Annotated in this window: 8 protein-coding genes; 1 reads left to right on the top strand and 7 read right to left on the bottom strand. The window is 43.5% G+C overall.

Going from position 1 to position 14,819, the window contains the following annotated elements; translation table 11 throughout:
* The 3 genes from GPK81_RS03340 to ptsP all read right to left on the bottom strand — a co-directional run.
* A partial coding sequence (locus GPK81_RS03340; protein ID WP_215706540.1) for a tubulin-like doman-containing protein occupies window positions 1-3,914 on the bottom strand: 3,914 nt, incomplete at its 3' end.
* Between the two features lie 54 nt (window positions 3,915-3,968).
* Window positions 3,969-6,686 (bottom strand): vWA domain-containing protein, encoded by a 2,718-nt coding sequence (locus GPK81_RS03345; RefSeq protein ID WP_215706541.1) that lies wholly within the window; start codon window positions 6,684-6,686, stop codon window positions 3,969-3,971.
* 292 nt (window positions 6,687-6,978) lie between these two features.
* A complete protein-coding gene (gene ptsP, locus GPK81_RS03350) occupies window positions 6,979-8,595 on the bottom strand; it encodes a phosphoenolpyruvate--protein phosphotransferase (RefSeq protein WP_021977290.1) in 1,617 nt (538 codons plus the stop codon).
* 397 nt (window positions 8,596-8,992) lie between these two features.
* Between ptsP and GPK81_RS18445 the strand changes: the two genes are divergently transcribed.
* Window positions 8,993-9,139, top strand: coding sequence for an ATP-binding protein (locus GPK81_RS18445; RefSeq protein ID WP_278278392.1), 147 nt, complete (start codon window positions 8,993-8,995; stop codon window positions 9,137-9,139).
* A gap of 113 nt (window positions 9,140-9,252) precedes the next feature.
* Here GPK81_RS18445 and GPK81_RS03360 read toward each other — a convergent pair whose 3' ends face one another.
* The 4 genes from GPK81_RS03360 to GPK81_RS03375 are packed head-to-tail and all read right to left on the bottom strand — an operon-like array spanning window position 9,253 to window position 14,720.
* Window positions 9,253-10,515 carry an ABC transporter permease gene (locus GPK81_RS03360; RefSeq protein ID WP_021977289.1) on the bottom strand — a complete coding sequence of 421 codons (1,263 nt, stop codon included), beginning with the start codon at window positions 10,513-10,515 and terminating at the stop codon, window positions 9,253-9,255.
* 17 nt (window positions 10,516-10,532) lie between these two features.
* Window positions 10,533-12,599 carry a hypothetical protein gene (locus GPK81_RS03365; RefSeq protein WP_215706542.1) on the bottom strand — a complete coding sequence of 689 codons (2,067 nt, stop codon included), beginning with the start codon at window positions 12,597-12,599 and terminating at the stop codon, window positions 10,533-10,535.
* A 4-nt stretch (window positions 12,600-12,603) separates the two neighbouring features.
* Window positions 12,604-13,275 carry an ABC transporter ATP-binding protein gene (locus GPK81_RS03370; RefSeq protein WP_118063498.1) on the bottom strand — a complete coding sequence of 224 codons (672 nt, stop codon included), beginning with the start codon at window positions 13,273-13,275 and terminating at the stop codon, window positions 12,604-12,606.
* The gene (locus tag GPK81_RS03375; RefSeq protein ID WP_021977286.1) at window positions 13,272-14,720 is read right to left on the bottom strand and encodes an efflux RND transporter periplasmic adaptor subunit; all 1,449 of its coding nucleotides are present in this window, start codon (window positions 14,718-14,720) and stop codon (window positions 13,272-13,274) included. The genes GPK81_RS03370 and GPK81_RS03375 overlap by 4 nt, the downstream gene beginning before the upstream one ends.
* Window positions 14,721-14,819: the final 99 nt, after the last annotated feature.

Below are 14,819 nucleotides of genomic sequence, written 5' to 3' on the forward strand. Positions count from 1 at the left end.
GGCATTCCCGGCATTCCGGTTCCTCCTGGATAACCTGGCTGACCTCCCGGCATTCCTGGCATTCCGGTTCCTCCCGGATAGCCTGGCTGGCTTCCCGGCATTCCGGCTCCTGCAGGATAATATACGATCATCTGCTGCATTTTTGTATCAAAAACCTGCTGACCTGGCTGCGGCTGTGCGATCGGCTGATAGGTCATCGGATCCAGATATCTCGGCACTTCCGGCTGATACATAACCTGCTGGCGCATCTTTGTATCAAAAACAAGCTGGCCCGGCTGCGGCTGTGCGATCGGCTGATAGGTCATCGGGTCCAGATATCTCGGCACTTCCGGCTGATACATAACCTGCTGGCGCACCTTCGTATCAAAAACAAGCTGGCCTGGCTGTGGCTGTGCGATCGGCTGATAGGTTGTTGGATCCAGATATCTCGGCGGCTCTGCCTGATGATTTACAGGCTGCTGTTCTTCTGTCCGATGAATATCATGATGATCCCACTCCTGATGGTGGTCACTCAGCTTTGACTGCTCGTCTATTGGAAGCATTCTGGTCATTTCCTCAATGATTCCCTGATAAAAATCCAGTTTATTGATACATTCTGCTTTTTCATCCGGTCCTGCATTATAGAGTTCCTGACGTACCGTTTCTACCTGTTCCTTATATTCCGGAATATACTGCTCCCGGATTTCTTTATAATGTTCCTCTCTCTGTCCCATACTGTCTTTGATACGCGCTCTCAGATTTGTATACTGTGTATCAATTTCTGCACGCATCTTCTTATCCAGAAGTTTACAGAGTTTCCGATACACCTGATATTCCCGGTAGTCCGGAGCCATTTCCTGTCCAACCATCAGCGTGATCGGCATCGGATCCATGTCTGATCTTTTATATACCACATCCATGATCTCATTTTCATAGATCATATGAGCTACTTTTGCGTATGCATAATATTTCGGATAATAAAGTTCATCTTCCAGCTGCTGAATCTTTTCTGCAAGCTGGCATTCTCGTTCCAGCTGTCTCATTACCTGCGGATATCTCAGGATATTTTCACGGATATTATCTTTTTCTCTTTCCAGCTTATTTCCCTGTACCTGATTGTTTTCGGAATTTCCGATGCTACGCAGATACGTACCAAATGGTTTCAGAACCAGCTCTTCTCCGGAATCCCATACTGCCATCTTGATCTTTGTCAGCTGCTCGATCTTCTTAAGAATTGTCGGCGCATTTAAATTGGCCTTGCTTACAGATGCGGCAACTTTTTCATTGGCTTTTTTGAGGACAATATTTCCATTATGTTCTGTGATCAGGTCCAGCTTTACTGCTTCATCAAAAAGTTCTCTGTATTTTTTATTATTTTTTCTGGTCCGTTCACAGGTATAAATTCCATGCCAGGAAGGTTCTACATACGGAGACGGCAGATAATCACGCCACTCTCTGATCAGATGTTTACCCATTCCTGCTTTACCAAGCATCTGTTCCTCATATGCCTCTTCCATCTTTTCAAGGAAATCATTGGAATACAGTGGAAATCCGCTGGCAACCTTGACAATATAAAATCTGCTTCTCTCATCACTCTGCTTGATAATGACTTTTGTACTTAAATTTTTTGCTCTAATATGTGCCACTGCGGTCTGATAGATTACCGGGCAGTCACTTGGAATGGACAGAATGGAAAATTCATCTGTCTTTCCATCAAACTGTGCACTTTTTTTATACATGGCATAGGACTTGTCAAGAAGATGATCGATGCAGTCACCGATATATTGGTTCAGGCTCTGTCCTGATTTCAGTTTCGTAGACATAATATTTTCCATGTTGATCGTAAGAAGTTTGCTGAAATGCTCAGAAATAAATCCGGAAATAAATCCTGGAACATCTACAGTTCCTGCAATGTTCTCATCAACGTTGTCAATATCTCTGCCGATCCACTTGTGGATATTTTCTGCCAGACTTCCAAGGAAAGAATTTTCTGCCGCAAGAACCGCCGCATTGAATTCCATCTGCTTCGTATGTTCAAACTGCAATGGGCGGATCAGAACATCCGTATCTTCCTGCACAACAGCTTCCTGTGCCTTGATGATCTCCACATTGTCATGGAATATCTTTGGAAGCTCAAACAGTGTATCTGTCAGAGGTTTCAGAATATTATCATAGTATAATTTCAACCGTCCCTGAAGAATCTCTATAACTTTTACGATCTCTTCATTTAAAAATGCAGATTCTTCATTTCTGTACCATCTTTCAACAGAATCCAGATAATCTTTTGCAGCCTGTTTTTTCTTTCCAAATCCCGCATTCGTTCCCATGACATACATCTGCTGCATTTCTTCCTTCATTCTCTGGGACTGGCCTGCACACTGGCCTTTCAGTTCATTGCAGTAATTCTTAAATCCTTCCAGCATATGATAGAGAGAATAACTTTCCTCTGATTTCACAAAGTATCTCAGATATACAGGACCTGTTTTCTTATTCTGAAGATTTGATTTAATGTAATTTTTCAGTTTTCCTTCCAGATAGCTTGGAAGATTTCCGGATTGTTTTACTACCGCACGCTGAAAATCCGCAAGCCAGTTATAAGCGGCATTATACGGTGTGTTATTTGGCCAGATATCCTTATAGTCAAACTGCTGCAGTGCCGGTCTCGGAATAACCTCTCTGTACAGCAGACTTCGGATATTATCTTCTGTCATTTCCAGATCACGATATACTGTGACATTAAATTCTTCCTGCGTTGGACGATTTCTGAACATTCCCTGATCCAGACGTTCAAATACACGTGCAGCAACCAACGTTGAAATCTCTGTATAAGGAATTTCAATCTTTGCGGCACCAACGGACAGGTATTTATAGCATGCCGGATACGGAGCCCTTGTCTCCAGTGCGGTCATATATCCCTGAATGTTATTGTACATCTGTGTCATTGCGGTATTACCACCATCACCGCCACCGGCTTCTCCCGCAACGTAAGCAAAAATATTCTCCGCAACAGAACGCAGGATCTTTTTGTAACTGAACTGGTGACCGTGGATATCTGAAGCATCCAGAAGATGGCAGAAATCAAATGGTGCTGCAAATTCATTTAATTCATAGCCAGGAAATTTCTGATGGTAACGTTCCATATGCTCACTGGAGTTCATCCAGTAATCCAGTTCTTTCAGGCAGGCAAAACCGTTTGCACGCAGAGATGTATCTGCACCACCATTTAACTCATTGACATCTGTCATGATCAGATAGCCCAGGATATTTACATTTGGTATGGATTCTTTAGCCACTTTTCTTAAAATATAGGCCATATCCAGAAATGTACCTGCACCGGTACCACCGGAAATACCGCTGAATAAGATGATTCGGATATCATTGATCTGTGTATTGCTGATAAGACTGCTGATCTTGCCCTTAATATCTGCAACTACTTTTAAGATGTTATTTGCCAGAAGCATACGTCCGATCTGGCGGATTCCACCTGCACCATCCGCACCTGCAATAGCATTTACATCTTTATCAAACCACTGCCAGTATTCTACACCATTGTCTTTCTGTTTCAGGACATTCTCGATAACCTTGTCTACCGCATCCACAGAAATATCACAGAACTCTGTTCCACGTCTGTCAAAATGTGCGGTACCATATGCAAGATTTTTGGTTTTCTTATCGGTATCAATTTCCAGAAATCCAATATTTTTCGGTGTGTCCGCAACAGGTGTGTTACTTTCATCAGTAGGAAGGATCATTCTATTGGTGATCTGATCCTTAATGCGGATCAGTGCATCCGCACCACTTCCTCCAAGTCCTACAAACAGCACTGCCTGTTTTTCCTCAGGCGCAACTCGTGCGCCTGCGTAATAAATACCGCCATTCTGGCCAAGGCTCAGTGCCTGCTCCAGTAAGCTGATCGTTCTTTTTTCTTTTGCCATAACATGTCCTCCGTTTAAGGATTATTTTATACTGTTTATAAAAAATAACTGCGATCAGAAAAAGTCATCTCCGCTTCCGTCACTTCCGGAACCGCCAAAGTTAAATCCGCCGTTTCCTCCCGGCTGGGTATTTCCCTGGCTGTCGCCACCAAAGCTGCCACTTCCGAAGTCGTTTCCTCCCTGGTTGTTTCCGCCTCCGAAACCGTTTCCTTCCTGGCCGTTTCCTCCGCCGAAGTCATTTCCGCTTCCGAAACCATTTCCACTTCCGAAACCGTTTCCTCCCTGGCTGTTTCCTCCGCCGAAGTCATTTCCGTTTCCGAAGCCGTTTCCACTTCCGAAGCCATTTCCTCCCTGGCTGTTTCCTCCGCCAAAGTCATTTCCTCCTCCGAAGCCGTTTCCACTTCCGAAGCCATTTCCTCCCTGGCTGTTTCCTCCGCCGAAGTCATTTCCTCCTCCGAAACCGTTTCCGCTTCCGAAGCCATTTTCTCCCTGGCTGTTTCCTCCGCCAAAGCCATTTCCGCCTCCGAAACCGTTTCCGTCTCCGAAACCATTTCCACTTCCGAAACCGTTTCCTCCACCGAAACCATTTCCTCTCTGGCCACCATATGGACTGCCAGTATGGCTGATATCAAAATCACTTCCTCCAGATCCATAAATAGATCCGGACATTTTCTGTTCTTTTCCGACGATCAATGTCAGCACACTTCCACCCTGCTCAGATGGGCTGACATACTGAATGGAAATTCTGTCGCCTTTTCTGACAGATTTTTTTACACCCTTTTCAGTGTCGATCTTCTGATTATCAATCTGGATCATGCCTGTTGTCTTTGGAAGCACACAGACTTCAATTCCATCTTTTAATGCTTTCAGCTTGATATTCTGTACCAGAGCCTGAAGGCCTGTACGCATAAACACTTCATTATATGTATTTCTTGCTACCTGATCCTCATTGATCACAGTCCCTAACAGCACTTCGGATTTTTTGCCCGGCAAAGTCATAGATACGCTGCCTGGTGTCAGGCTCTGAAGAGCAGGCGGCAATGTGAGCTGCATAGTGAGCAGATCACGGAATTTCGGTTTCATTGCACGGAGAATGAAGAAAATTGCAGCGATCACTGCAAGGATCAATACCAGTACTCCGATAACGATCGTCCATACGGATTTTACGTTTACCCGCATTGTAAATCGTGCGCTCTGTCCATATTCATCCGCAATACGGAGATTTACATCCTGACTACCATTTTTTAACGGAACGATCTGGAATGTTTTGGTATCTGGATTAAAGGAAACCTTCGCATTTATTTCACTGTCTTCTTCAATATCACAGTTAATCTTGGATGTTGCGTCGTATGTAGTGATCTCGTCCAGAGGAATTTCCTTGGTCTTTCCGAATGGTTTTCCCAACAGTGATACTTTTTTCACATCTCCGCTTTTTACAGATAACGGAGTACTTTTTATGATCATCTTGTATGGGGTTGTTTCTTTTGAGAAACTTTCATTTCTTCCATTAAGAACTACTTTTACTGTATAATCACCCGGCTTCTCTGCCTTCATGGTGTATTTGAACCTGTAGCTGTCTGTATCCATAGGGATCTGCTGTTCTTTTCCACTGGCATCTGTGATAATACAGGTAGCAGTTGCACCATACAGAAGATCATCATCTGAAATTATCTGATCTCCGCATTTCAGAAGTGCTGTCATATTGATATCATCACCTGTTTTCGGTGAAGATTTATCCACATCCAGAGTAAGGTTCATATCAAATGTGGTCAGCAGATTGATCTTGATCGAATCCTTTGCGTCGCCTGCCACACTTACAGTCCATTCACCTTTCTGCGGATTCTTAACCTTAATGGTCATATAACGTTTATCAGAAGATACCGTGATATTGTGTTCTTCATCCTGAGGTACTTCTTTTCCGGAAGGATCGATGATCTTCGGATCTGACACACCTTTTTCTGTAAGAATTACAATATTAGCCGCGTAAACGCTTGCATTGTCAACAGTAAAGTTTGTTGTATATCTTCCTGTTTTGGAATCATACTGGGAAGGAAGTTCCGCACTGCCGCCCTTTGTGTGGTCATTATAAATGTCTTCAATAATACCATTCAGCTGATCTGAAGATTTTGTTTCATAGAATTTACCGCCTGTCTTCTCGGCAATATCGTTCATTGTAGCGGAATCCAGAGAACCATCATAATTCAGTCCGATGGTATATACCGGAAGGTTCAGAGATACTGCCTCTTTGAGAGTCTTGCTCAGTTCTTTCTGGGATTCTTCTACTGTACGTGGTCCTTTTGGAAGATCTGTTCTTCCGTCGCTGAGCAGAACGACCATCGGATTTCGTCCGGAATTAAAAGCCTTTCCCTCTTTCAGAAGTTTTACGGCTTCTGTAAGTCCCAGTGCGATATCGGTATCATTATTGATATCATATTTGATCGCTTCCATGCCTTTTTTGAGTGTATCTTTTCCGGTGCTCAGATCGGTAAGTCCCACACTGTCAAGAATAACATGGGAATAATATACATAACCGGCTCTTGTGCCCTCTGCACTGGATGCACACAGTTCTGTAAAGAGCTTTCCGGCAGTCGGTGCCATGTATTCCGGGTCTGCCCGCTCCATAGAACCACTTCCGTCGATGACATAAATGACATCCAGATTCAGATTGTCTTCTGTCGACGGTGTTGCTTCTTCTGCTTTTACCGGTATTCCTGTCACACAGGTAACAACCAACAGCAAAAGCATTACTAAAAAACGCGCTGTCTTTTTCATGTTTTCCCTCCATTTTCCCTTTTATCTGTGCCTATTTTTCTTTAAAATTATCACTATTGCACAAATAAACAGCATATTTTTGAATACTGATATAATATATATACTTAATTATACTTCATCCTCAATTGCCACGCAATGTTACAGTGCTATTATTTTCGACTATTTATGCCTTATTTTGAACAAATTATGCCTTTTACTTTTTTAATGCACTATAAAAAAGCAGACGAAATTTTTTTTATAAAAAACTGCCACTTTTAACTAAAGTGACAGCTTTTTTTGCAACAATAATATTCTATTCCATCTCTCTTACGATCTTTCTGACCGGAAGAACAAAGGTCGGAGATACGGACAGTTCATCCAGCCCCATCTCCACGAATCTTTCAGTAAGTGTGGTGTCTGCACCAAGCTCACCGCAGATTCCTGCCCAGATACCTTCTTTATGTGCATTGTCCACAACCATCTGGATCATACGGAGGACAGCCTCATGATGAGAATCATAAATGTTGTCCAGTTTTGCGTTCTGACGGTCGATTGCCAGAGTGTACTGAGTCAGGTCGTTAGTTCCGATACTGAAGAAATCAACTTCTTTTGCAAGAAGGTCACTGATCATAACAGCAGCCGGTGTCTCGATCATGATACCCTGCTCCACATCATCACGGAACGGGATACCCTGCTCCGTAAGCTCTGCTTTCACTTCTGCTACGATCGCTTTGATCTGTTTTACTTCTGTTACGGAGATGATCATCGGATACATGATGGAAATATTTCCGAACATGCTTGCACGGAAAAGTGCACGCAGCTGTGTCTTGAATACTTCCGGACGGTCCAGGCAGATACGGATCGCACGATATCCCATAGCCGGGTTCTCCTCATGTGCCATATTGAAATAATCGATCTGCTTGTCTGCTCCGATATCAAGGGTACGGATGATGACTTTCTTACCGGCCATGTTCTGTGCTACTGTCTTATAAACCTGGAACTGCTCTTCCTCTGTCGGATAATCTTCTTTCTCCAGATATACAAATTCGCTTCGGAAAAGTCCGATACCTTCCGCATCATTGGCAAGTACGTTGGCAACATCGCCGGTACTTCCGATGTTTGCATAAAGATGAAGCTTACGGCCGCTCTTGGTAACAGTCTCTTTTCCTTTCAGTTCTTTGAGCATTGCACGCTGTGCAAGTTCATCTGCACGCAGGTCTTCGTATTTCTTAAGGGTTTCCGCATCCGGATCAACGATCAGATTTCCGCTCTTTCCGTCTACAACTGCCATTTTTCCGTCCATGGACTCGTCGTATTCGATATTGATCAGTGCCGGAATGTTCATAGTTCTTGCAAGAATGGCGGTATGTGAGTTGGAAGAACCTTTTCTTGTAACAAATGCAAGTACTTTGCTCTTATCCATCTGTACGGTCTCACTTGGTGCAAGATCCTCAGCAACTACGATCACCGGTTCAGATGCCTCAAGTTCTCCATCTCCATGGCCGGAAAGTACACGTACCAGACGGTCAGAAATATCCTTCACATCAGCCGCTCTTGCTTTCATATAATCATCGTCCATCTGTGCGAACATTGATGAGAAGTTGTCGCCAGTTGTTGCAACCGCATATTCTGCGTTTACAGACTCTGTGCGGATAATGTTGTGGATGGAATCAAGATAGTCATCATCATCAAGCATCATCTGATGAACTTCAAAGATTGCCGCTCCGGACTCTCCAACCTCCTGAAGAGCCTTGTCATAAAGCTTCTGAAGCTGTGCCACAGCCTGCTCCTTGGCTGCCTCCACACGCTTTACCTCTTCTTCCGGATCCTCCACGTGAACACGTTTTACACTGGTGTCAACCTTCTGGAGGATTGAGATCTTGCCGATTGCAATACCGGAAAATACAGATTTACCTTCCAAAACCTTCATGAAATTATCTCCTTCTGTTTTAATATTTGCCCACTTATGGTGTATTATATCACACTATCCAAAGATTCTGCCATGATTTTTTTATGATCTGGAAAAAACCTGTAAAAATTCCATTTATGCTTTCTTTTTTTGCCATATATACAGCAAAAGTGACAAAATAAACGCTGCCATTCCGCGAAAAACACATTGTACCTGTTCTGCCTGGATGGGTGTCTTCGGAAGTACCAGATACCACTGGAAATTTTTTTTAACTTCTTTCCATTTTTTCGTCCAGAAGCCAAAATCTAACCACTGATCCGGAATCCAGGCTTTTTATGCCTGTACAGCTCAGATCCCGAATAAAAACGGTTCTCTGGGTCTTGTTATCCTCCACCCTCTGGATACACTGGAACATCAGATATTTTCTCAAAGAGCAGCTTTTGGGCTGGGGCTTTCCATTGCAAATGAAATCATTTCTCTCCAGAAGGGAAAGATCACTGTCTCAGAGACTCCCGGAGGCGGCGCCACATTTACAGTAATCCTTCCAGAACAGTCACTTTCTTGAATCCATAAAATATTGAGGCATAAAAATACCGGCCTCCAATCGTCAGATCTTCAGATCTGACTTTTGGAAGCCGGTACATTGCTGTAAAAATGTATGCGTTTTTTTATTTGTATTTACTCACTTCGAAGTGCATCGATAGGATTCAGGTTGGCTGCTTTCACAGATGGAAGAAGTCCGAAGATCAGGCCGATCAGCATGGAAAATACTACAGAACCAATAATGGCTGGTATGCTGATGGCCGTTGGTGCCCCGGACACCTGCGCCACTACTTTTGACAGGATGATACCAAGTACCACTCCTATGATTCCTCCGATACTGGTCAGCACCGAAGCCTCCGTCAGAAACTGCCCGAGAATAATATTTTTTCTTGCTCCAATGGCCTTTTTCAGACCAATCTCACTGGTACGCTCTGTGACAGATACCAGCATGATATTCATAACACCGATACCACCGACAAGAAGGGAGATACTTGCGATCCAGATCAGCTGCTGATTTGTGCTTTCACTGAGTTTCTGCAGATTTTTGACCTTCTCCATGATATCTTCTGCTTTATATTTGAAATTGGATTTATTCTTCTCATTCTGGATTCCTGTATTCAGGACATCTTCTGCCGCTTTTCCCACTGAACTCATATTATCTGTACTGTCCGCACGGACTGTCACATTCTGAGGCTGATCAAACTTAAATGCCACAGGCCAGGTTGTATCCGGAATCATCACACTTCCCATAATAGTCTGAGAATATTCCTCATACTCGGACAATGTATTGATCTTAGGCATATTATCCTCGCTCTGAGTGATCACGCCTACGATGATATAAGGTTCTGCTCCGATCTCGATGGTCTTTCCTACCGGATTTTCACTTCCAAAAATATTCTGCGCAGCATTGGAGTCCACCAGTGCAACCTTTCGATAGCTGTCATAATCCTTCTGCACAAAACCACGTCCGGACTGGACCAAATATCCCATCGTTTTCAGATAACTGTTATCAATACCATATACTGTTCCGCCCTGAAAACTTGTATTCTTATAATAAACACTTGCGGACTGACTGCTGTAGTAAAATGTAGAACTGATCACATGGTCCAGATCTCCAATGGCTGTTTTCTGCGAATCGGAAATGACGGGCGGTGTGGCAGAACTTCCATAGGAGCCATAGTCCATGTCATAAGTGCTGTCTCCGTCATAGAGCAGCACCTGCACAGTATTGTTTCCGGAACCGATCAGGTCTTCCTTTATCTGTTCACTGGTGCCCTTAATCGTAGATACAATTGCAATAATAGATGCAATACCAATAATAATACCAAGCATGGTCAGAAAGGATCTCATCTTATGTGACCATATTCCCTGAAATGCCAGGCGTATATTTTCAAGCATGAAATTTCTCCTTCCTGTTATTCATTATACATATCATCCAATGTTACTTCTTTTGTCTTGGCACCTTCCTGTACCGTATTTCCGTAAGGAAACGCAAGAAGATCATCCGACTTCAGACCTGAAGTTACAATGGCATAGTATCCGCTGTTTACGATACTGCCCACAGTAACCTGCTGTTTTTTCAGAGTTCCTTTTACATCTTTATAAACATAACTGGTTCCATTTTCTGTGCGGATAAAGGCCTTCATCACAACCAGGCTGCCTTTGGACAGTTTATTTGATTTCAGAGATATTGTCACATAATCCTGATCTGTAAACTGAAGCGACTGATCAGTGATCTCTGCATTAAAGGTATAGTAAGATACATTGGGATTGGAATCTCCTCCATAATAAAAATTATTGGAAGAATCCACCGGATAGTCTGAAACATTTAATACCTTTGCCTCAAAACTGCCGGAATCATAACTGGTACACTGGAGAAGAGTCCCCTCTTTCATCTGATCCCGCATCAGCTCACTGACTGTTCCGGTAACATAGAAACCATCTTTGCTCTTTACCTTCAAAAAAGCATCTCCATTATAGGAACCGGTTGCTTCATCTCCAATATAGGCAACGGTTCCATCCAGCTTGCTTGTCACAAGTTTATTTTTTACTTTATTTTCCAGTTTGGTGATATTCAGATTACTCTCTTCAATATCCAGTTTCAGGCTTGAAACCTTATTTTTCTGGATCTTGATGGCATCTTCTCTGGTCATGGTCGTACTGTCCGTACTGTCATCTCCGTCACCACTGTCATCCGGAATTTCATCGTCATCACCAGTATCATCGTACTTCATTGCATCATCCAAAGTAAATTCTGTCTCTGCATACATATAAACAGGATTTTCCAGAAGACTTCCATCGATCAGATAATATCCTGTACAGGAAAGTTTTCTGTCTTCAAAATCCGCAATGGTATCATTCTCATGAAATTCCAGCTGAAACCAGCTGCCACCTTTCTGAACTACTTTTGTTCCGTCTTCACTGTATCCTGCCATCCGGTTAAAAAATGAACCCATGACAGTAACCTTGCCTTTTGCACTGCTCACCAGAAAAACATACGGATCATCTTCTGTTCCGGTTCCTGTAAATGGCTGAGATGTATAATCTAGTTTCTGATAAAACTGCGGTTCTCCATCTGTGATTCCCGGAATTTCTTCTTCTGTTGCATTCGGATCAGGAAGTTCATTCGGCCCCAGTGTCGGTGTCGGCGTAGGTGATACGGAAGGTGTACTGTCATCTCCTGCATTCAGATCCGGCGTTTCACCATCTGTAATATCATCTACCGTAGGATCCTGATAAGACGGATCCATGATAAGACCATCATCAGAAGAATCCTCATCTTCATCCAGCTGCTCACCGTCTGAAGTTTCCCCTGCTGCTGCCTCTTCCCCATCAATGACATCTGCTTCCTGAGACTCTTCTGATGCGGAAGCTGTATCTGTAAACGCACTGAGAAGCAACGGCTGAGATGCCGACGCAAGATAACTTCCATCTACTGCAGTTCCCAGAGAACCGGTTGTGGACTGCATCTCATCATCACCGCTTCCATCAGAAGGAATATCCGTGCTTGTCATATTACTGTCACCGGTATTTCCATCTGTAGAATTCAGCTCTGTATCATCTGTGCTGTCCGTACTGTCCTCAATAGGTCCTCCGTTCTGAAGACTTGTCAGACGGTTCTGGGCTTTTGTAAGATCCTGTTCCTGTTTCTGCAGTTTCAGCTTTGCAATATTCAGTTCCATCTCTACAAGCGTCATATCAAAGGAGATCAGATTGTCTCCTTTTTTTACATCATCACCCTGAGAAACGTAAATCTTCTCAATGATCATATCTTTATCCATATTTACATTCTGCGCAACATTTGTGGTGATGGTTCCATCCAGCGTTGTTTCCGAATACCAGTCTGTCATAAGGTTGCTGACACTTGTTACCGGTACTTCTGTCACCTTGGATTCTTTTACATGCATAAGACCTGTATAAATACCAGCTGATGCCAGTGCTGCTATCAATACACCGACAATTATTCTCTTCACCACTTTCATGTTATCACCTCTTTTCCTGCAGCTCACCATCACGGATCATAACAACTCTCTTGGCGTGTGCCGCAATTTCCGGATCATGCGTGATCATCAGTACAGATACTCCCTCATCATTCAGCTTCTGAAAAAGTTCCATGACCTGTGCTCCGGATTTTGTATCCAATGCTCCCGTAGGTTCGTCTGCAAGCAAAAGTTTGGGATTGTTTACAATCGCCCTTGCAATGGCAACTCGCTGCATCTGACCACCGGAAAGCTGATTCGGCTTAAAATTAACCCTGTCAGCAAGTCCTACACGCTCCAGCGCTTTCAAAGCACGTTCCCTGCGTTCTTTCTTTGGGACTTTTGCATAATTCAGAGGCAGCTCAACATTTGTCAGCGCACTCTGTCTTGGAAGCAAGTGAAAACTCTGGAACACAAAGCCTATGGTTTTCAAACGAAGATCTGACATTTCATTCTCCGTGCACTTTGCAATATCCTCTCCATTCAGGAGAAAAGTTCCTTTCGTAGGTTTATCCAGACAGCCGATAATATTCATCAGTGTGGTTTTTCCAGAACCGGATGGTCCCATGATTGCTACATATTCACCCTCTTCCATCGAAAAATTCACATCTTTCAATACTGGAACTGTCATTTTCCCCTGCTGGTAATCTTTATATATTCCCTTTAAATCCAAAATCATTCCGTCGGTGCTCCTTCCATTGGAACGAGGTCATCTTCCGGAGAAAGCCCTTCCGTTGTGCTCATATCTCCATCCAGACCGCTGTCTTCGACCATATCAGGTTCTGATCCATCGCTTTCCATATCGCTGTAATCTTCATCAGAAACATCCTGGGAATCTTCATCAGAAGTATCCCACATAGCCGCAGTTGTCTGATCAGCGGTTCCCTCTACAACAGACATTCCCTCTTTAAGTTCCTCTGTCGGGAATGCGATCCTGTCTTTCTCTGTAAGCCCGTCCGCAATCTCGTATTCCGCTAGATTTTCATCATACTGTCCAAGTACAACATCTCTCTTTTCCAGTTTGTTCCCACTGCCTGCAACCCATACATAAGGGCTATCTGTATCCGCATCCACAATAAAGTAATCATTCAGCCAGATACCTGCTTTATTATCATCCTGTCCCTCATCCGGTTCAATATAAACATGCTGTCCAAGCATCAGACCATCCGAAGAATCCAGATTCACATAAAACGGATATGTACTGGAGGAAGTCTGATCATCACCAGTACTGGACATTCCAAACATTGCAGCATCTGAGCTGCTGTTAGTAGCCGAATTATCCATATCAACGGACCCCATTGTCCCTTTCCAGGTTTTTGATGCGTCTACCCTGGAGCGGATGATCACTGGCGTTCCCTCTATGATCGAATCCCGGTTTACTTCATTTACCGTTCCCTTTACACGGTAAGCCCCTGTACTCAGGATCGTAATAAATGCATTGCTGGAACTATCTCCAGAGCCTGAGTCCGATGAATCCGCAGTTCCTTCCGTCAAAGTATCATCTACCCCATCAGAACTGTCGCCCCCCATCTTGGAAGTATCGATCTTCTGGACTACACCATCAATTTCACTTCGCACCTCAGTATTCTGCGTTGCCTGGGAAAGCTTTTCGATTTCTGCCTGTTTACTCTTCTGATCATACTCATTCTTCTTGAGATTCATTTTCTGAGTTTCGATCTCTATTGTATAAGAAAGCTGGTTATCAGCTGTAGCTTTCTTTTTCTCAGCTTCCAGAGTCGTAATCTGATCCGAAATGCTTAAAGCTTCGTTTTTCAGCCGGTCCAGTGCCAGCTGTGCTTCCTGCAGACTCTGCTGGATACTTCCCAGATCATACTGAAAAAGGAGCTGACCCTTTTTCACTTCTTCACCGGTCTTTACCTGTACTTCTTTTACTTTTCGCCCGCTCTCGATCTTTACCTGCACAGTTTCCTGCGGTTCCACCACGCCTGCATAACGATTCTCCACACCGGAATCCATTTCTGAAAGCTTGCTTATCTTCGTTACATATACGGTATCACTGCCGCTTACAGTCCCCATATGATGACTGTAGTAATACCAGCCACCTGCTCCAATACCGGCTGCCAGTATAATAATTCCCAGGGCAATTAAAATACGTTTTTTCATATATTTCCTCTTTTCTCAGCATTATGCCGAAACTACAAGTTGCTTCAAACATCATAGCAGATTAAAGAGAAAAAGAAAAGTCTTTGAGGAAAACGATGC

It is taken from the genome of Blautia sp. MCC283, from assembly GCF_018785565.1.
Lineage (GTDB): Bacteria > Bacillota > Clostridia > Lachnospirales > Lachnospiraceae > Blautia_A.